The sequence below is a fragment of the Staphylococcus sp. 191 genome, from assembly GCF_011174885.1.
In the GTDB taxonomy this organism is placed as follows: domain Bacteria; phylum Bacillota; class Bacilli; order Staphylococcales; family Staphylococcaceae; genus Staphylococcus; species Staphylococcus coagulans.
This window is the reverse complement of the sequence record NZ_PNRJ01000004.1, coordinates 163,040-183,395: the sequence shown is the minus strand read 5'-3', so window position 1 is coordinate 183,395 and position 20,356 is coordinate 163,040. Positions and strand designations below refer to the sequence as shown.

Here is a 20,356-nt window from a genome sequence, read left to right as displayed (position 1 = left end):
ATCTTTTTTTGATATTTGATGCTTTAACATTGACTTACTTTGACCAATTTGATAAATTATAGTTAGCACTTGAAACAAAAGAGTGCTAATGAGGTGAAAAACATGATTACACGAAGACAATTAAGCATTTTAAATGCGATTGTTGAAGATTATGTTGAATTAGGACAACCAATCGGTTCTAATACACTAATACGAAGACATAATGTTGATGTTAGTCCTGCGACAATTAGAAACGACATGAAGTCTTTAGAAGAAAATGATTTAATTAAAAAAACACATTTTTCTTCTGGGCGCGTGCCCTCTGAACAAGGGTTTAGGCTATATGCCAATCGATTGTTAGAGGCGTCATTAGATTCAGATGAGCAAAGTCATCTCAGTTTACATGAAATGTTTGTCAATCATCATTATGATATTTCATCTACATTAGATAACTTTGCAAAAGTGTTTTCAATTCAAACACATTACACAACTCTTGTAATAGGACCTGATCATTCAAAGTCCACTATTTTAGATGTACATTTAATGAAGGTAAACCCTCATCATTTAATTGTTGTACTGGTTTATAAAACTGGACATGTTAAACATTTACATGTTTCCACACAGCAAACCATTGATGATCAATCTATTATCAAAGTTTCAAATTATCTTTCTCAAAGTATTCATACATTTCTCAACGATGGCCAAAATCATCATTTTGAAATGTATCGTATGTTAGGCTTTGATGATAAAGAAATCAACTTAATCATGCATATTTATCAGTTAATTGAACAATACAATAAAGACGAATCATCTCATGTCTACTTAGGTGGCAAACATCAATTAATTGAAGGGTTAAATGAATCAAATGTAGCATCCATTCAACCTATCTTGAAGTATATTGAGTCTGAGCAGATTACAGAATTTATTCATAAAGTTTCTAATCATCCAATCAATATACGCATTGGTACTGAAATTGAGAACAATTTGCATGGTGTAGCCATTCTTACTAGCCCATATCAAATCGAAAAAGATTTGAATGGTTATATCGCCGTCATCGGTCCTACAGCAATGCGTTATCAAAACGTGATACAATTGCTTAGTCGAATATCATAAAATAGGCATACACGCATGCTTATACGTAATGGAGGTTTGAAAATGTCAGAGGAAAAAGACATTCGTGATAACGAAGAAAAAATTGAACCGGAACAGAATGGAAATGAAAATTTATCTTCTGAACCTGTAGAAGATGTTCAAACTGAAAATGAAAGTAGTTCAGAAAATAGCGAAGAGACTGAAACAGTAGATCCAAGAGATGAAGAAATTGAATCTTTAAAATCTAAGCTAGATGAAAAAGAAGAACAGTATCTTCGTTTGTATGCTGAATTTGAAAATTATAAACGACGTATTCAAAATGAAGCACAAATTCAAAAGAAATATCAAGCTCAAAGTGTACTTACTGATGTATTGCCTACATTAGATAATTTTGAGCGCGCTTTAAAAATAGAAGGTGATGACGAATCATTCAATTCACTTAAAAAAGGTGTAGAAATGGTTTATGATAGCCTTACTAAAGCACTTGAGGATAACGGATTAGAACGTATCAAAACAGAAGGCGAACAATTTGATCCGAACTATCATCAAGCTGTAATTCAAGATGATCATCCGGATTATGAATCTGGACAAATCACAGAAGAGTTACAACCAGGTTATAAATTGAATGACAGAGTATTACGTGCTTCAATGGTAAAAGTAAATCAATAATTTTGACTGAAAATACCATTTATGTAAAAATAACAATGTTTGAAATTTAGGAGGAATTAGACTATGAGTAAAGTTATTGGAATTGATTTAGGTACTACTAACTCTTGTGTATCAGTTTTAGAGGGAGACGAACCAAAAGTAATTCAAAACCCTGAAGGTGCGCGTACAACACCATCTGTAGTTGCTTTTAAAGGTGGAGAAACACAAGTCGGTGAAGTTGCTAAACGTCAAGCAATTACAAACCCAAATACAATTCAATCTATTAAACGTTACATGGGTACTGATCACAAAGAAAATATCGATGGCAAAGATTATACACCACAAGAAATTTCAGCAATGATTTTGCAAAATCTAAAAAGTACTGCTGAAAGCTATTTAGGCGAAAAAGTAGAAAAAGCTGTTATTACAGTACCTGCTTACTTCAATGATGCTGAACGTCAAGCAACTAAAGATGCTGGTAAAATTGCTGGATTAGAAGTTGAACGTATCATTAACGAGCCTACAGCTGCAGCATTAGCTTATGGTTTAGATAAAACAGAAAAAGATGAAAAAGTTTTAGTATTTGACTTAGGTGGCGGAACATTTGACGTTTCTATCTTAGAATTAGGTGACGGTGTGTTCGAAGTACTTGCTACTGCAGGTGACAATAAACTTGGTGGGGATGACTTTGACCAAGTCATTATTGATTATCTTGTTCAACAATTTAAATCTGAAAACGGTGTAGACTTATCTCAAGATAAAATGGCATTACAACGTTTAAAAGATGCAGCTGAAAAAGCGAAAAAAGATTTATCTGGGGTTTCTTCAACACAAATTTCACTTCCATTTATTTCTGCAGGAGAATCTGGACCATTACACTTAGAAACAACATTAACACGTGCTAAATTTGAAGAATTAGCAGATTCACTTGTTCAAAAAACAATGGGTCCAACACGTCAAGCAATGCAAGATGCTGGTCTTTCAAAAGCTGATATTGATGAAGTTATCTTAGTAGGTGGTTCTACACGTATCCCAGCAGTACAAGAAGCAATCAAAAAAGAAATTGGTAAAGAACCAAACAAAGGTGTTAACCCTGATGAAGTTGTAGCTATGGGTGCTGCAATTCAAGGCGGTGTAATTACTGGTGACGTTAAAGATGTTGTACTTCTAGACGTTACGCCACTTTCACTTGGTATTGAAATCATGGGTGGCCGTATGAACACTTTAATTGAACGTAATACAACAATTCCAACATCAAAATCTCAAGTCTATTCTACTGCCGCTGACAATCAACCCGCTGTAGACATTCATGTGTTACAAGGTGAACGTCCGATGGCATCTGATAATAAAACATTAGGTCGCTTCCAATTAACCGATATTCCACCAGCACCACGTGGCGTACCTCAAATCGAAGTTACTTTTGATATTGATAAAAACGGTATTGTAAACGTAACTGCTAAAGATTTAGGTACAAATAAAGAGCAAAACATTACAATCGAATCTTCTTCAGCGTTATCAGATGAAGAAATCGATCGTATGGTTAAAGATGCTGAACAAAATGCTGAAGCTGACAAAAAACGTCGTGAAGAAGTAGACTTAAGAAATGAAGCAGATCAACTTGTATTCCAAGTAGATAAAACATTAAAAGACTTAGGTGAAAACGTAAGCGAAGATGATAAAAAAGATGCTGAAGCGAAAAAAGACGAGCTTAAAACTGCTTTAGAGGGTAACGATATCGAAGACATTAAAGCGAAAAAAGAAGCTTTAGAACAAGTTGTACAACAACTCTCTATGAAAGTATATGAGCAAGCACAGCAACAAGCTCAAGCTAGTCAAGGCAATGCATCTCAACAAGGAAGCACAGTTGAAGACGGCGAATTTAAAGAAGTAAATGACGACGATCAATCACAAAAATAGGTCATGTCACTAAGTATATATTGACTGTAAAAAGTCGCTCAAAGGGGCTAGGACATTCAATCGTCCCAGCCCCTTTTTAATCATAATTTGCATATAAAGGAGAGATGGCATTGGCAAAAAGAGATTATTATGAAGTTCTTGGTGTAAGCAAAAGCGCAAGCAAGGATGAAATTAAAAAGGCTTACCGCAAATTGTCAAAAAAATATCATCCAGATATTAATAAAGAAGAGGGCGCAGATGCTAAGTTTAAAGAAATAAGTGAAGCTTATGAAGTACTTAGCGATGATAATAAACGCGCAAATTATGATCAATTTGGTCATTCTGGACCTCAAGGTGGATTTGGTCAAGGTTTTGGTGGCCAGGACTTTTCAGGATTTGGTGGCGGATTTGAAGATATATTTAGCTCATTTTTTGGTGGGGCTCAAAGACAGCGTGATCCAAACGCCCCACGTAAAGGTGACGACCTTCAATATACAATGACTATTTCTTTTGAGGAAGCTGTATTCGGTACGAAAAAAGAAATTTCTATCCGTAAAGAAGTTACTTGTCATACGTGTGGTGGGGAAGGTGCCAAACCAGGAACTAAAAAGAAAACTTGTTCATACTGTAAAGGTAAAGGCCATATAACAGTAGAGCAAAACACAATACTTGGACGTGTAAGAACTGAGAAAGTTTGTCCTGAATGTAATGGAACTGGCGAAGAATTTGAAGAACCATGTCCAACTTGTAAAGGTAAAGGAACAGAAATTAAAAACGTCAAACTTGAAGTGACTGTTCCAGAAGGTGTCGATAATGATCAACAAATTCGTTTAGCAGGTCAAGGTTCACCAGGTGAAAATGGTGGTCCTGCTGGTGATTTGTTTGTCGTATTCCGCGTTAAACCATCTGATAAGTTCCAACGTGAAGGCGATGACATTTTATATCACCATGATATTGGATTTGCACAAGCTGCATTAGGTGATGAAGTTAAAATCCCAACATTAAATGGGCATGTCATGTTAACCATTCCAGAAGGTACACAAACTGGTAAACAGTTCAGACTTAAAGGTAAAGGGATTAAAAATGTACATGGCTACGGATACGGTGATTTATTTGTAAATATCCGTGTACAAACGCCTACACGCTTAACTGAAAGACAACGTGAAATTTTAAAAGAATTTGCGAGTGAATCAGGAGGAAATATTACTGAACAGCCATCTAATTTTAAAGATAAAGCACGTCGCTTTTTCAAAGGAGATTAGTCAATGACATGGATTGAACTTTCTGTAACCGTAAACCAAGACGCAGAAGCCGTTGTTACTGAAATTCTTCAAGAAGCCGGTTCAAGTGGTGTTGCGATTGAAGATTCGGGAGAGCTTTTAAAAGAACGCGAAGATCAATTTGGAGAGATTTTTGAACTGAATCCAGAAGACTACCCTGAGAGACACATGATTATTAAAGCCTATTTTAATGATTTTCAATATGATGAAACCTTAAAAGAAAATATTAAATCCCAATTTACGCATGCGCCTTTAATTGATCAATCCATCCTAGCTTTAAGTGAAAAGACTATTCAGGAATCAGATTGGGAGAATGAGTGGAAAAACTATTTTCATCCGTTTCAAGCTTCAAATCGTTTCTATATAGTGCCGAGTTGGGAGTCAGTAGACCGTACATCTGATCATCTCTATATTGAGTTAGACCCAGGTATGGCATTTGGTACAGGTGATCACCCAACGACAAGTATGTGCTTAAGTGCTTTAGAGACAACAATACAACCTGAACATCGCGTTATAGATGTGGGCACAGGGTCTGGTGTTTTAAGTATCGCCTCTTATTTACTTGGTGCTAAAGCAATTAAAGCAATTGATTTAGATGAAATGGCTGTAAAAGTTGCACAAGAAAATTTCGAAAAAAATCATTGTCTTGACGCTATACAAACAGGCACAGGCAACTTATTGGTCAATGAAACAGAACAATATGACGTTATCATTGCTAATATATTGGCACATATTATCGAAAAAATGATTACAGACGCTTATGCGCGATTGAATCCTAACGGTTATTTCATTGCATCTGGTATTATTGAAGAAAAGCGTGATGAAATACAAGCGCAAATGAAAGCAGCTGGTTTTACAATTATTAACACTGAGTTACAAGAAGGTTGGGTTTGCATTATAGCGCGTAAGGAGATTTAATATGCAAAGATACTTTATTCATAAAAACGCTGAACTTCATCAGCGTTTTTTTATCACAGATAAAAATGATATACACCATATTAAAAATGTCATGCGTTTATCAATAGGCGATGAGATTATCGTTAATTTTTTAGATGCTCAAACGTTTCGCTGTAAAATTATAGCAATATCTGATAGCGACATTTCAATCGAATGTCAGGCACAAGTTGATATAGCGAGTGAATTGCCTATTTCTATCACTATTTGTAGTGGTCTTATTAAAGGCGATAAATATGAGTGGTTGTTACAAAAAGCGACTGAGCTTGGTGCAAGTGCATTCATCACAACTCAAATGGACCGATCTATTGTTAAATTAAATAAGCAAAAAGCCGATAAAAAAGTAGAACGTTGGAAAAAAATCGTTAAAGAAGCAGCTGAACAAAGCTATCGTCAAATCATCCCTGAAGTTAACTTTACCTCGAATTTAAAAGACATTTATGGTATGATAAATCAATATGATTGTGTGCTTATGGCTTATGAGGCATCTGCAAAAGAAAATGAACGGGCATTTTTTAAGACTAAGATTCAACAATTAAAGCCAGGTGCTCGTGTCTTAATGCTATTTGGTCCTGAAGGTGGCTTTTCTGATGAAGAGGTGGCAGCTTTTGAAAAAGTTGTAACTTGTATTGGTTTAGGCCCAAGAATTTTACGTGCTGAAACAGCACCATTATATGCATTAAGTGCCATAAGTTATGAAATAGAATTGATGGGGTGAGTATATGAGTACAGTTGCTTTTCACACATTAGGTTGTAAAGTAAATCACTACGAGACAGAAGCAATTTGGCAATTATTCAAAGAAGAAAACTATGAACGTGTTGATTTTGAACAAAATGCAGACGTTTTTGTAATTAATACATGTACTGTAACAAATACAGGCGATAAAAAAAGTAGACAAGTGATTCGTCGTGCCATTCGACGTAATCCAGAAGCTGTCGTGTGTGTGACAGGATGTTATGCACAAACTTCTTCTGCCGAAATTATGGAAATTCCCGGTGTTGACATTGTTGTAGGTACGCAAGACAGACATAAATTACTTGGTTATATAAACGAATATCAAAAAGAACGCCAACCTATTAATGGCGTAAGTAATATTATGAAAAATCGTACTTATGAAGAATTAGATGTCCCATATTTTACAGACCGCACACGTGCGTCTTTAAAAATTCAAGAAGGGTGCAATAATTTCTGTACTTTCTGTATCATACCATGGGCACGTGGCTTAATGCGTTCAAGAGACCCTAAAAAAGTAATTGAACAAGCAACACAGCTTGTTAATTCCGGTTATAAAGAAATTGTTTTAACCGGCATTCATACAGGAGGTTATGGACAAGACTTAAAAGATTATAACCTTGCACAATTGCTTAGAGATCTTGAAACTGTTGATGGCCTTGAACGTATCCGAATCTCATCTATAGAAGCAAGTCAGCTGACTGATGAAGTAATAGAAGTATTAAAACAGTCACATAAAGTGGTGAGACACTTGCACGTGCCACTTCAATCTGGTTCAGACAGTGTATTAAAACGTATGCGTCGTAAATATTCTATGTCTCATTTTTCTGAACGTATTCAAAAATTACACGAAGCACTACCAGGCTTAGCTGTAACAAGTGATGTTATTGTTGGTTTTCCAGGTGAAACGGAAGCAGAGTTTCAAGAAACTTATGATTTTATTGTTAATCATCATTTTTCTGAACTACATGTTTTCCCATATTCACCGAGAATTGGGACACCTGCAGCCCGTATGGACGATCAAATAGATGAAGAAATCAAAAACGAACGTGTTCATAAGTTAATCGAATTGAGTAATCAACTCGCAAAAACGTATGCTTCTCAATTTGAAAATGACGTATTAGAAGTAATCCCTGAAGAAAAAGGATCGCACGACAATGTATTGGTTGGTTATGCTGATAATTATATGAAAGTTGAATTTGAAGGAGATACTTCTTTAATTGGTCAAATTTGTAAGGTTAAAATTACAAAGGCCGGCTATCCTATAAATCAAGGTTCTTTAGTACGTGTGGTTACGCATGCTTCAAACGCTTCCGAACACGAGCATGTACTTATATAATTAAAGTAAGTTGTATCAAACTAACATTAATTTATAGATTTCCACAGATTATTAAAAACTTTAGTATATATCTTGTTCGTTTATACAGTTTTCAATGGACGTTATCCTTATCAAATAGCATGTTTCTATCCTTTTGTCTTCTATATCCTTTGTAATCGTATATTAAAAAAGATTTCGTTTATCTTTAAAAATGTAAATTTGAAGATTGACCGAAATAGAGATTTAATTTATACTATTGTGTATATGGTTCATAGCCATGTACTGATGAATAAAAGTTTTTTTGATATTTGGAGGGAGGGAAATACAGATGTCTAAAACAGTAGTCCGCAAAAACGAATCATTAGAAGATGCTTTACGTCGTTTTAAACGCTCAGTTTCTAAAAGCGGTACAATTCAAGAAGTTCGCAAACGCGAATTCTATGAAAAACCAAGCGTAAAACGTAAAAAGAAATCTGAAGCTGCTCGTAAACGTAAATTCAGATAATTTCATTGTGTTGAACTCCCTCAACGTTCAAATAATGATATATAAAAGCCTAGAACATCGTGTTCTAGGCTTTTTAACATTAAAAAATAAAAATGCATAACTACTACATGTCAGCTGTAATTTCATGTATACTACAAAGAAGAGAGTGAGGTGTATGAACAATTAAATTCGTCATACATAATTTGAATATGATTGATAAGGTAACAAATCAAAGCGGCTTTGAGCATATTGGCTCATGGTTAACCACACAAAGTATTTCGTTAGTACTAACCTGTCTAGTCTTTCTTGGTTTTTTATATCAACTTTATTCTCGAAAAATTAATTTTGCTGGTATTATTGCCTTGTTCGCTTTATTACTTATATTTTTAGGTTTTATCATAGAAGGTAGTTTATCTGTGATTACGATTATGTTATTTACAATTGGAGCAATTTTAGTAATCATAGAACTATTTGTTTTTGGTGCAGTTCTTGGTATCATAGGTATGATTTTAATCATTATCAGCTTGATTACGATGGGTAATGATTTGCCGATGATGCTGCTCAATGTTGTCGTTGCACTAATTTTGACATTAATTGAATGGGTGATTTTAGTGAAATTCTTTAAAAAGAGTATTTCTATCTTTGATAAGGTTGTTTTAAAAGATTCAACGAATAAAGAATCTGGCTATACTTCTCACAATGATCGATCAGACTTAGTGGGGAAGAAAGCCATTACGTATACCGATTTGAGACCTTCAGGAATTATTATATACAATCACGAGCGTATAGATGCTGTTTCAGAGGGCTCTTTTATCAATAAGGATTCTGAAGTCACAATTATTGAAGTCGAAGGTACGCGTGTTGTAGTAAGAGAAAACTAAATATAAAGGAGAGAATGCAATGTTAACAACTGGATTTATATCATTTATTATCATCGCTGCACTTATAATTGTCGCACTTATCATATTATTCTCATTTGTACCAGTAGGATTATGGATATCTGCACTTGCAGCCGGTGTGAAAGTCGGCATTGGAACTTTAGTTGGGATGCGCTTACGTCGTGTATCACCACGCAAAGTCATTGGTCCATTAATCAAAGCACATAAAGCCGGTTTACACCTTACAACGAACCAACTTGAATCACATTATCTAGCTGGAGGTAATGTAGACCGCGTTGTTGATGCCAACATTGCCGCTCAACGTGCTGACATCAATTTACCATTCGAACGTGGTGCTGCTATCGATTTAGCAGGGCGTGACGTTTTACAAGCGGTCCAAATGTCTGTAAACCCTAAAGTTATTGAAACACCATTTATCGCAGGTGTAGCAATGAACGGGATTGAAGTAAAAGCGAAAGCGCGTATTACAGTACGTGCAAATATTTCACGCTTAGTCGGTGGTGCTGGAGAAGACACAATTATTGCACGTGTCGGTGAAGGTATCGTTTCAACGATTGGTTCAAGTGAGCACCATACACAAGTTTTAGAAAATCCTGATAATATTTCTAAAACAGTGCTAAGTAAAGGTCTTGACTCTGGAACAGCATTTGAAATTTTATCAATTGATATCGCTGATGTTGATATTAGTAAAAATATCGGTGCAGACTTACAAACTGAACAAGCAATTGCAGATAAAAACATTGCGCAAGCAAAAGCAGAAGAACGCCGTGCGATGGCTGTTGCTCAAGAACAGGAAATGAAAGCACGCGTACAAGAAATGCATGCAAAAGTGGTAGAAGCGGAAGCAGAAGTTCCACTTGCATTAGCTGAAGCTTTACGTTCAGGAAATTTAGGTGTCAAAGATTATTACAACCTTAAAAATATAGAAGCTGATACAGGTATGAGAGAAGCGATTAATAAAAGCACTCAAAATAATGATAACTCTACATCAGAACATTAATTGAGGTGATTCTATGAGTATAGGAGTGATCATATTTATCATTTCTGTCGTTGTTTCAATCATTAGCGCAGTTAATGATAAAAGTCATGAGAAACGCCAAAATCGTAAGCCTCCTCAACAAAAACATATTAAACCCGAAAACACGAATCAAAAAAGCTTTTTAGATAAAGTACAAGAAAAGCTAGAAGAATTTGAAAAAGAATTTTCAGAACCTGAACACGTCCCTCAGCAAGAAAAGCAATATCAACCTTCACAACAACCTGTACCTAAAATGCAAGTTGAGCCAATAAAACCTAAAGTATCAGAACAAAAAAAGCAAGAAGATACGTCGAAGCAACTCAAAGAACTGTTACAATCTCAAATGGATGAAATCGACGCCCAACTTAATAAAGAGCGTCTTAAACAGTTTGAACGCATGGAACGTAAGGCAAAAGAAATTATTCAAGATGAGTATTTATCTAATCGTACTAAGCGAATGAAATTACAACAACTCACTGAGAGAAGAGAACCAGCCCCAGTTTTAAAAGGGGACTTAACCTTTTCAGAAAATGAGGTAGTAAACGGTTTGATTTGGTCGGAAGTTTTAACCAAACCTAAACAATTAAAATAAACTCACTCTAATAACCAAAGGGATTTTCCCTTTGGTTATTTTTATAAGTTCATTTTCTAATTGATATTATTACATTCATCGTTATTAGTTGGCCTTAATGGCCACAATGATAACAGTAATCTCCTGCTAACAAGCTGACAAGTTTATGTCATTTCATGTTAGATTTACGGTTGAAATAAAGCAAACATGATATAATAAACCTATAGCGATAAAAGAACAATTGCAACATACAATTTAAATTTGATACATTTGTAATAACAATACATGTAAAGGAGCTACTATATGCCTGGAATTATTCAGATTGACGATATCAATCAAGCACAAGCTTTATTAGGGAATAATGATGAACATATTAAACTAATTGAAGACGCGTTTGATGTTGTCATACATGCAAGAGGACAAGAAGTAGCAGTCAAAGGTGAAAAGCTGGATGCTGTTACTGAAGCGGAATCTGTACTCATCAACTTACTAAAAGTGATTGAGCAAGGTGCATCAGTTACAGTTAAAGATGTACAAGCGGCAATCAAAATGGCGAAAAATGGACAAATCGAACATCTTATTGATTTATACGAAGAAGAAATCACTAAAGATGCATTTGGAAAAACCATTCGTGCCAAAACGATGGGGCAACGTATGTATATTCATGCAATGAAAAAGAATGACTTAGTTTTTGGTATTGGTCCAGCCGGTACCGGGAAGACATTTTTAGCAGTTGTTTATGCCGCAAAAGCTTTGCGTGCTGGTCAAGTGAAAAGACTTGTACTTACTCGCCCAGCCGTAGAGGCAGGGGAATCCCTAGGCTTTTTACCCGGCGATTTAAAAGAAAAGGTGGATCCTTACCTTCGTCCTTTATATGATGGTCTGAATACAGTTCTTGGCGTTGAGCAAACCGCACGCTTTATCGAACGAGGTATTATTGAAATTGCACCTTTAGCTTATATGAGAGGGAGAACGTTAGATGATGCATTTGTCATATTAGATGAAGCGCAGAATACAACCCACGCTCAAATGAAGATGTTTTTAACACGACTTGGTTTCGGCTCAAAAATGGTTGTAACTGGAGATAAAACACAAATCGACTTACCTAAAGGCGTGAAAAGTGGCTTAATAGAGGCAGAACAACGACTTAAAAATATTAAAGGACTATCAATTCAACATTTAGATCAAGCTGATGTCGTCCGCCATCCTTTAGTTGGAAGAATAATCAGTCGATACGAGGAGGATTAATCCATGTTTACAATTGATTTTAGTGATCATACAGGACAAGTGAAAGCAGAATGGTATGAACAAATTAATGCGTTGTTAGATTACGCAAGAACTGAAGAAGGTATAAATGAAGAAGCTGAGCTATCAGTGACATTTTCAGATAAAGATGAAATTCAATCTATTAATCGTGATTATAGAGATAAAGACCGTGTCACAGATGTTATATCTTTTGCGTTTGAAGAACAAGAAGACATTTTTGAAGGCATGGATATGCCACGTATTTTAGGAGATATTATCATTTGTACTGATGTGGCACAAGAACAGGCGCAACAGTATAACCATTCATTTGAGCGTGAGTTAGGATTTTTAGCACTACATGGCTTTTTGCATTTATTAGGTTATGATCACATGACTGAAGAAGAGGAAAAAATTATGTTTAGCCGCCAAAAAGAAATACTAGAAGGCTTTGGTTTAACTAGGGATCAATGATGAATCGTTTTAAATACGCATTCCAAGGTGGTCTCACATTGTTGCGTAAAGATAGAAACTTTTTATACCATCTTATATTGGCGGTTTTAATTATAATTCTTGGAAGTTTCTTGTCGTTAAATCGAATCGAATGGATGTTAATCTTACTAGCAATATTTTTAGTTCTCATTACAGAAACGATTAATACAGCAATTGAGTACGCCGTAGATTTGACAACAGGTTCATTTCATATATTTGCAAAAAACGCAAAAGATATTTCAGCATTCAGTGTGTTGCTAGCATCTATTTTTGCTATAATTATTGGTTGTATGATTTTTATACCTAAATTGATATAAGAGGAGCTAAAAAACATGGCTTATACAGAAGAATACTACAAAGAAGTTAGAGCAGCGCAACAAAAAGCATATGCACCTTATAGTAAATTTAAAGTTGGTGCATATCTTATCACGAAAGATGGACATACATTCCATGGTGCAAACGTTGAAAATGCCGCTTATCCATCATCAATTTGTGCTGAGCGTTCAGCTTTAGTTGCTGCAATTTCTCAAGGTTATCGCCCTGGAGATTTTGAATCAATTACGATAACAGTGGATAGTCCTGAACTTGCTTCACCATGTGGTCCTTGCAGACAGGTGATGAAAGAATTATGTGATGATGATATGCCTGTGTATATGACGAATCAAACAGGAGAAGTAAGAACGTCTACTGTTGCTGAACTTTTACCTTATGGATTTTCTGGAAAGGATTTAAATAATGAATGAATATAAATCAGGATTTGTAACTATCATTGGCCGTCCCAATGTTGGTAAATCTACATTTGTTAATCGTGTCATTGGTCATAAAATTGCGATTATGTCAGACAAAGCACAAACGACACGAAATAAAATACAAGGGGTCATGACAGAAAAAGATGCACAAATCGTTTTTCTGGATACACCGGGTATTCACAAACCTAAACATAAGTTAGGGGACTACATGATGAAAGTGGCTAAAAATACACTTTCTGAAATTGATGCAGTAATGTTTATGGTCAATGTCAATGAAGAGATTGGTCGAGGCGATCAATATATCATGGAGATGTTAAAAACGGTAAAAACACCTGTTTTTTTAGTCTTAAATAAAATTGATTTAGTGCATCCTGATGCATTAATGCCAAAAATCGAACAATATCAAACTTATATGGATTTTGCGGAAATCGTACCTATTTCTGCGCTAGAAGGCCATAATGTCAAACATTTTCTAAATGTATTAAAATCTTATTTACCTGAAGGACCACAATATTATCCAGACGGTCAAATTTCAGATCACCCAGAACAATTTGTCGTGAGTGAACTCATTCGTGAAAAAATTCTACAAACAACTTCTGAAGAAATCCCTCATGCTATTGGCGTCAATGTTGAGCGTATGACCAAAGAATCTGAAGATCGTGTTCATATTGAGGCTACGATTTTTGTAGAGCGTGATTCACAGAAAGGGATTGTCATTGGAAAAGGCGGCAAAAAATTAAAGGAAATCGGCAAAAGAGCGCGGCTTGATATTGAACATCTACTCGGCTCAAAAGTATACCTTGATTTATGGGTGAAAGTCCAAAAAGATTGGCGAAACAAGGCTACATTTATTAAGCAAATGGGTTACGTTGAAGACGAATGATTTTGTAAATAGGGTGGTGGCGACATGTTAGTGAAACAAAAAGGCATCATCATTAAATCTGTAGATTATGGTGAATCTGATAAAATTATTACCATTTTAAATGAACATGGCGCTAAAGTTCCCCTTATGGTAAAGCGTGCCAAAAAAGTTAAATCAGGACTTCAAGCTACTACTCAACTTTTTGTACAAGGTTTGTTCATATACAACAAATGGAAAGGTATGGGAACGCTGACATCTATTGATGTAATTGATTTGAATTATGAATTGCGTCAAGATATTTATACTAATAGTTATGCCAGTCTTTGTCTAGAAGCGATTGATCGCTCAATGGAAGTAGATGAAGTCAATCGGAATATGTACGCATTACTTATTTTTGTATTTGAACGAATTCATAAAGGTGTCTCTCCACAGCTTGTAGCAAATATCGTGATGTTAAAATGTATGTCACGTTTTGGTTTTGATGTAAACTTGTCTCAATGTGTGGTAACAAGAGATACCCATCCAGGTCATTTTTCACATTATAGTTTTAAATTTAACGGCGTTTTATCCCAACAGGCTGCCCCTCAAGATGAACATGCATATCCATTATCAAATAAAACAATCTATCTTACTCAAGTCTTAAAAAATTTACCCTTGAATAAAATCAAAGAAATTCATATTCAAGATGCCATTATTGACGAAATGTCTCAATTTATTTTACTCCTGTATAAGGAGTATGCTGGCATGTATTTTAGAAGTCAAAGGCTCATTAATCAACTACATCGGCTTGAAATGAATCAAAATTTTGATCGATGAAAGGTTTGCTTATTCACTAATAAGTGTAGAGGCATAAAGAAAAATTTAACAATATAAAAATGGGAGTGAATCACATCAATGTGATCCACTCCATTTTCTTATTTAAAATTTAACTTTTTCTACTAAAAATGCATTTAATTCACTAATTGGCATACGAACTTGTTCCATTGTATCACGATCACGCACGGTTACTTGTTGATCTTCAAGTGAATCAAAGTCGAATGTAATACAGTAAGGTGTACCAATTTCATCTTGTCGACGATAACGTTTACCAATAGATTGAGATTCATCAAAATCTACTACAAAATCTTCACTAAGTTGTTCATAAACTTTAATTGCATCTGCAGAAAGTTTTTTACTTAATGGTAAAATTGCTGCTTTATATGGTGCAATGGCAGGGTGGAAGTGTAATACTGTACGTGCATCTTTACTTCCTTCAACACCTTCTTCATCATAAGCGTCACATAAAAACGCTAATGTTACACGATCGGCACCTAATGAAGGTTCAATACAGTAAGGGATATACTTTTCATTTGTTTCTGGATCATGATATCTAAAATCATCTCCAGAGTGTTCACTGTGTTGTTTTAAGTCGTAATCCGTACGACTAGCAATACCCCATAATTCGCCCCAACCGAACGGGAAACGATATTCGATATCTGTTGTAGCATTTGAGTAGTGAGATAATTCATCTTCATCGTGGTCACGTAATCGTGTGTTGTCTTTGTTAAGACCTAAATTAGTTAACCAATTCGCAGCAAATTCTTTCCAATAGTTTTGCCATTCGATTTCTGTACCAGGTTTACAGAAAAATTCTAATTCCATTTGTTCAAATTCACGTGTACGGAAAATAAAGTTTCCTGGTGTAATTTCATTACGGAAAGATTTACCAATTTGCCCAATACCAAATGGTAGTTTTTTACGCATTGAACGTTGTACGTTTTTATAGTTTACAAAAATACCTTGAGCTGTTTCAGGTCGTAAGAAGATTTCATTTGTTGAATCTTCAGTAACACCTTGGAATGTTTTAAACATTAAATTAAATTGTCGAATGTCTGTCCAATTCGCAGTACCACTTACAGGACAAGTGATGCCTTCTTCATCAATAATGCGTTTCATCTCATCAAAACTTAAACCATCTGCAATAAAGTTTTCATCACCTTTTTCGTTTAACATATAGTCTTCAATCAATTTGTCAGCACGATATCTTATTTTACTGTCTTTGTTATCGATCATTGGATCATTAAAGTTACCTAAATGTCCTGATGCTTCCCAAGTTTTAGGGTTCATTAAAATAGCAGCATCCAAACCTACATTATAAGGTGATTGCGTAATGAACTTTTTCCACCATGCTCTTTTAATATTGTTTTTCAATTCAACACCTAATGGACCGTAATCCCAAGTATTTGCTAAACCACCATAAATTTCACTACCAGGAAAAACAAATCCTCTGTGTTTGGCTAATTGTACAATAGTATCCATGTTTTTATCCATTTCAGTTTACACTCCTTAACAATAAAAAAGCCCCAAGCCAAAGAATCAACTTTGCCTTGGGACGAATTATAATAATAATCCGCGGTTCCACCCAAATTAGTGTCGCCACTCACTTTTATTCAATTCAAATCATACGCCAAATCAGTGTGTTAAGCTTCCACCATCCTTAACTCGCTTTATTATTAATTTTAAATTATACGAATTAGAAAGGCAAGCAAAATCATAATTGTATCACTTTCGAATACAAGTTATAATGAATATTGTACTAAAAATGCAAAGTCAATCTAATTTTGATTGCATGCCAACTCAAAGTTTATATGAGGGACTATGTTTTACTTCTATAAACTTTCAATATATCGTTTTCCATAATCGATGCAATATTAACAATTTAATGTTACTGGTTTGCCAACAGATAAAAATATAGTGCTAGTATGCAAAAAGGAGGCACTTCTGCTATTTAATTAGCATAACCGTTTTCGGTTTTAAATAGTTAGAGACTCATATAGAACTTAGTCAAAGACAAGCCCATATTGTAGAAATTGTTAAGTCTTCCGGACCAATTACAGGTGAAAAGATAGCAGAACAGTTAAATTTAACTCGTGCTACGCTGAGACCTGACTTAGCTATCTTAACGATGGCTGGATATTTAGAAGCAAGACCTAGAGTCGGTTACTTTTATTCTGGTAAGTCAGGATCACAACTTTTAACTGAACAATTAAAACAATATATCGTTAAAGATTACCAATCACATCCAGTGATTTTAAAAAGCGATGTGACAGTTTATGATGCGATTTGCTCGATATTTATTGAAGATGTAGGAACATTATTCATTGTTAATAATGAAAATGAACTCGTTGGTGTTTGTTCGAGAAAAGATTTACTTAGAGCTTCAATGGCAGGGCAAGACATACACACCATGCCAGTCAATATTATTATGACAAGAATGCCTAATATTGTCTTGCTCAATGAGAATGATTTAGTCTTGTATGCAGCACGACAAATGATAACGAAAGAAATAGACTCAATACCTATAGTACGAGCAAAAGAAAATGGCAAGTTTGAAGTGACAGGTCGTATTTCGAAAACCACAATCACTAAACTATTCGTATCGCTATTTGATCATTAGGAGGATAATCTATGAAAAATGTAAAAGTAATTGTTGCTTCAGATTCAGTGGGAGAGACTGCTGAACTAGTAGCTAAAGCATGTATTTCTCAATTTAAACATAGCGATCACTCATCTGACATATTACGCTATCCTTATATAGAAACAAAAGAAAATATCGACGAAATCATTGCCTTAGCAAGAGAAGTCGATTCTATCATTATATACACACTTGTGCGCCCTGATATCCGCAGTTATATGCAAGAATTAATAGAGCAATACGATCTCAAATCGGTTGATATTATGGGTCCTATGATTCAAGTGATGGAAAAAACATTTAACCAAAAATCATTAAACGAACCCGGAATTGTACATCAGCTTGACGAAGATTATTTCAAAAAAATAGAGGCTATGGAGTTTGCTGTTAAATATGACGATGGCAAAGATCCTAAAGGGTTACCTAAAGCAGATATTGTTTTAATTGGGGTATCACGCACTTCAAAAACACCTATTTCACAGTATTTAGCACATAAACGATACAAAGTGATGAATGTTCCTATCGTCCCTGAAGTGACACCACCTGATGCGTTATTTGAAATAGATCCGCAGAAGTGTATTGCGTTGAAAATAAGTGCTGAAAAATTAAATGCAATTCGTAAAGAAAGACTTAAACAGTTAGGATTATCTGATTCCGCACGTTATGCGACAGATCAACGTATTACAGAAGAACTTGAATACTTTAATCAAATAGTTGAAAAGATAGGCTGTCCAGTTTTAGATGTTTCTAATAAAGCGATTGAGGAAACTGCCAATAATATTATTCAAATCATTGAGCATAATAATTCCTTTTTTAATGGATAAATTGTATAATAATACAACTGTCTTTTAATCATTCACAAAATTATGATGCAGTAAATTGTAATATAAGGTGATGAAATGAGAATTCCACAAAGTACGATTGACGAAATTAAGACACAATCGGACATATTAGACATAGTGAGCGAATATGTCAAACTTGAAAAGAGGGGGCGCAATTATATCGGTTTGTGTCCTTTTCATGACGAAAAAACACCTTCTTTTACCGTTTCAGAGGACAAACAAATTTGCCACTGCTTTGGATGTAAAAAAGGAGGGAACGTGTTTCAATTTATCCAAGAAATTGAAAATGTTTCATTTACAGATGCTGTTAAAAAATTAGGCGCACGGGTCAATATTAAAGTAGATACCGGTGAGTCAAAAGAGTTAGAGCACATTGCATCAGATGATTTAACAATGATTCAAATGCATGAATCATTGCTTGATTATTATCACTATTTATTGAAAAAAACCGTTGAAGGCGAGAAAGCGCTCAAATATTTATATGATCGTGGCTTTACAGATGAAATCATAGACGAGCGTAAGATAGGATTCGCACCAAATTCATCACATTTTGCAACGAACTTTATGGAAAAAAAGGGCTATGATTTACAACTTGCGTATGAAGCAGGTATATTATCACGAAATGAAACAGAATTTAACTATTATGACCGTTTTCGTGATCGTATTATTTTTCCACTTGCCAATGCTCAAGGTCGTATTGTTGGCTATTCGGGTAGAACGTACACGGGTCAAGAACCTAAATATTTAAATAGTCCTGAATCTCCTATATTTCAAAAAAGAAAGATGCTTTATAATTTAGACAAAGCACGTAAAAGCATCCGTCAAAATGATGAAGTTATTTTACTCGAAGGATTTATGGATGTCATCAAGTCTGATAGCGCGGGCTTAAAAAATGTAGTTGCCAGTATGGGTACACAACTATCAAATGAGCATATTACGTTTCTAAAAAAACTGTGTGGTCATATTACAATTATGTATGATGGTGATAATGCTGGGATAAACGCAGCGTTAAAAACGGGTCAAACGCTGCTACAGCAACAATTTAATGTTTATGTCGTTCAATTGCCCACTAAAATGGACCCTGATGAGTATATATGTAAATTTGGTGCAGAAAAGTTCCGTGACTTTGTTAATAAAGAGAAAAAATCATTTGTAAGCTTTAAACTTCATCTTAACCAAAGCGAAATACAAAACAACGATTTATCTTATGAGAAATATTATAAAACTTTTATAGAAGATGCAGCACACATCAATTCAAAAATTTTAAGAAATAAAGTGATACAAGATGCTGCCCAAGTGTTTAAAATAAGTGCTGAGAGTCTAAATAAAGAAGTAGAACGAATAAATCCACAACAAAATGTTGCACCCAGACAAGTTCAGCATGAAACACCACAATACACAACACTTACTAAATATGAAAAAGCCGAGCGTGCACTTTTAAAACATTTTATCAGTGATAAAGAAGTATTTTTAAGCTTTTATCAAGATATTGAAGAAACAGACTTTACAAATCAACATTTTAAACGTATATTTAGTATTTTACGGGAGTTTTATTCAAATAATGATTCCTTTGTGATGAGTGACTTTATCACTTATGTTAATCAGGAAGAATTAAAAGAAGTGTTGATACATTTAGTAGATTATCCACTTAACCATGAACCGTTTGAAAATGAAATCACTGATTATATTAAGTTGATGACTGAACATCGATTTTCAGAATCGATTGAAACACTCCATGAAAAGTTGCGCGAAGCAACCCGAATCGGGGATACAGAATCTCAAAAATACTATTTAGAGATGATTGTCAATAAAAATAGAGCTAGATTGAAGAGTCAAGAATAATTTC

21 protein-coding genes are annotated in these 20,356 nt (G+C 34.8%); 20 read left to right on the top strand and 1 reads right to left on the bottom strand.

Annotated features, from left to right (window positions below; genetic code table 11):
- The first annotated feature begins 102 nt into the window (after positions 1-102).
- The 17 genes from hrcA to recO all read left to right on the top strand — a co-directional run bounded on the left by hrcA (position 103) and on the right by recO (position 15,033).
- The gene (gene hrcA, locus C1H58_RS04980) at positions 103-1,092 is read left to right on the top strand and encodes a heat-inducible transcriptional repressor HrcA (protein WP_165545522.1); all 990 of its coding nucleotides are present in this window, start codon (positions 103-105) and stop codon (positions 1,090-1,092) included.
- Positions 1,093-1,134: 42 nt separating this feature from the next.
- Positions 1,135-1,740 carry a nucleotide exchange factor GrpE gene (gene grpE, locus C1H58_RS04975; protein WP_165545521.1) on the top strand — a complete coding sequence of 202 codons (606 nt, stop codon included), beginning with the start codon at positions 1,135-1,137 and terminating at the stop codon, positions 1,738-1,740.
- 63 nt (positions 1,741-1,803) lie between these two features.
- On the top strand, positions 1,804-3,636 hold the full coding sequence (gene dnaK / locus C1H58_RS04970; protein ID WP_016425216.1) for a molecular chaperone DnaK: 1,833 nt from the start codon (positions 1,804-1,806) through the stop codon (positions 3,634-3,636).
- 110 nt (positions 3,637-3,746) lie between these two features.
- Positions 3,747-4,877, top strand: coding sequence for a molecular chaperone DnaJ (gene dnaJ / locus C1H58_RS04965; protein WP_165545520.1), 1,131 nt, complete (start codon positions 3,747-3,749; stop codon positions 4,875-4,877).
- A gap of 3 nt (positions 4,878-4,880) precedes the next feature.
- Positions 4,881-5,813: a 50S ribosomal protein L11 methyltransferase gene (gene prmA, locus C1H58_RS04960; protein ID WP_165545519.1), complete on the top strand. Its 933-nt coding sequence runs from the start codon at positions 4,881-4,883 to the stop codon at positions 5,811-5,813.
- A 1-nt stretch (position 5,814) separates the two neighbouring features.
- Positions 5,815-6,567, top strand: a complete 753-nt coding sequence (locus C1H58_RS04955; RefSeq protein WP_165545518.1) for a 16S rRNA (uracil(1498)-N(3))-methyltransferase — start codon at positions 5,815-5,817, stop codon at positions 6,565-6,567.
- A gap of 4 nt (positions 6,568-6,571) precedes the next feature.
- Entirely contained in the window at positions 6,572-7,921 is a 1,350-nt protein-coding gene (gene mtaB, locus C1H58_RS04950; RefSeq protein WP_165545517.1) for a tRNA (N(6)-L-threonylcarbamoyladenosine(37)-C(2))-methylthiotransferase MtaB, read from the top strand.
- Positions 7,922-8,228: 307 nt separating this feature from the next.
- Positions 8,229-8,405: a 30S ribosomal protein S21 gene (rpsU, locus tag C1H58_RS04945; RefSeq protein ID WP_002471046.1), complete on the top strand. Its 177-nt coding sequence runs from the start codon at positions 8,229-8,231 to the stop codon at positions 8,403-8,405.
- A 188-nt stretch (positions 8,406-8,593) separates the two neighbouring features.
- On the top strand, positions 8,594-9,265 hold the full coding sequence (locus C1H58_RS04940) for an NfeD family protein (protein WP_050330784.1): 672 nt from the start codon (positions 8,594-8,596) through the stop codon (positions 9,263-9,265).
- Between the two features lie 19 nt (positions 9,266-9,284).
- Positions 9,285-10,283 carry a flotillin-like protein FloA gene (gene floA / locus C1H58_RS04935; RefSeq protein ID WP_016425210.1) on the top strand — a complete coding sequence of 333 codons (999 nt, stop codon included), beginning with the start codon at positions 9,285-9,287 and terminating at the stop codon, positions 10,281-10,283.
- Between the two features lie 13 nt (positions 10,284-10,296).
- A complete protein-coding gene (locus C1H58_RS04930) occupies positions 10,297-10,893 on the top strand; it encodes a hypothetical protein (protein ID WP_165545516.1) in 597 nt (198 codons plus the stop codon).
- 282 nt (positions 10,894-11,175) lie between these two features.
- Positions 11,176-12,120 carry a PhoH family protein gene (locus tag C1H58_RS04925; protein ID WP_060829839.1) on the top strand — a complete coding sequence of 315 codons (945 nt, stop codon included), beginning with the start codon at positions 11,176-11,178 and terminating at the stop codon, positions 12,118-12,120.
- A gap of 3 nt (positions 12,121-12,123) precedes the next feature.
- Positions 12,124-12,588: an rRNA maturation RNase YbeY gene (gene ybeY, locus C1H58_RS04920; RefSeq protein ID WP_060829840.1), complete on the top strand. Its 465-nt coding sequence runs from the start codon at positions 12,124-12,126 to the stop codon at positions 12,586-12,588.
- Complete coding sequence (locus tag C1H58_RS04915) at positions 12,585-12,923, top strand: diacylglycerol kinase family protein (RefSeq protein ID WP_082704412.1); 339 nt, start codon at positions 12,585-12,587, stop codon at positions 12,921-12,923. Before ybeY ends, C1H58_RS04915 begins: the two co-directional genes overlap by 4 nt.
- Positions 12,924-12,938: 15 nt before the next feature.
- Complete coding sequence (gene cdd, locus C1H58_RS04910; RefSeq protein WP_165545515.1) at positions 12,939-13,349, top strand: cytidine deaminase; 411 nt, start codon at positions 12,939-12,941, stop codon at positions 13,347-13,349.
- Positions 13,342-14,238: a GTPase Era gene (gene era, locus C1H58_RS04905; RefSeq protein WP_165545514.1), complete on the top strand. Its 897-nt coding sequence runs from the start codon at positions 13,342-13,344 to the stop codon at positions 14,236-14,238. Before cdd ends, era begins: the two co-directional genes overlap by 8 nt.
- 24 nt (positions 14,239-14,262) lie before the next feature.
- Positions 14,263-15,033: a DNA repair protein RecO gene (gene recO / locus C1H58_RS04900; RefSeq protein ID WP_165545513.1), complete on the top strand. Its 771-nt coding sequence runs from the start codon at positions 14,263-14,265 to the stop codon at positions 15,031-15,033.
- Between the two features lie 102 nt (positions 15,034-15,135).
- Here the strand turns inward: recO and C1H58_RS04895 are convergent, their stop codons facing one another.
- Entirely contained in the window at positions 15,136-16,527 is a 1,392-nt protein-coding gene (locus tag C1H58_RS04895; protein ID WP_165545512.1) for a glycine--tRNA ligase, read from the bottom strand.
- Positions 16,528-17,029: 502 nt separating this feature from the next.
- On the opposite strand from C1H58_RS04895, the gene ccpN reads away from it, so the two are divergent.
- The 3 genes from ccpN to dnaG all read left to right on the top strand — a co-directional run bounded on the left by ccpN (position 17,030) and on the right by dnaG (position 20,352).
- The gene (gene ccpN, locus C1H58_RS04890; protein ID WP_081635142.1) at positions 17,030-17,653 is read left to right on the top strand and encodes a transcriptional regulator CcpN; all 624 of its coding nucleotides are present in this window, start codon (positions 17,030-17,032) and stop codon (positions 17,651-17,653) included.
- Between the two features lie 11 nt (positions 17,654-17,664).
- The gene (locus C1H58_RS04885) at positions 17,665-18,492 is read left to right on the top strand and encodes a pyruvate, water dikinase regulatory protein (RefSeq protein ID WP_050330791.1); all 828 of its coding nucleotides are present in this window, start codon (positions 17,665-17,667) and stop codon (positions 18,490-18,492) included.
- A gap of 75 nt (positions 18,493-18,567) precedes the next feature.
- Complete coding sequence (dnaG, locus tag C1H58_RS04880; RefSeq protein WP_165545511.1) at positions 18,568-20,352, top strand: DNA primase; 1,785 nt, start codon at positions 18,568-18,570, stop codon at positions 20,350-20,352.
- The last annotated feature ends 4 nt before the right edge of the window (positions 20,353-20,356 follow it).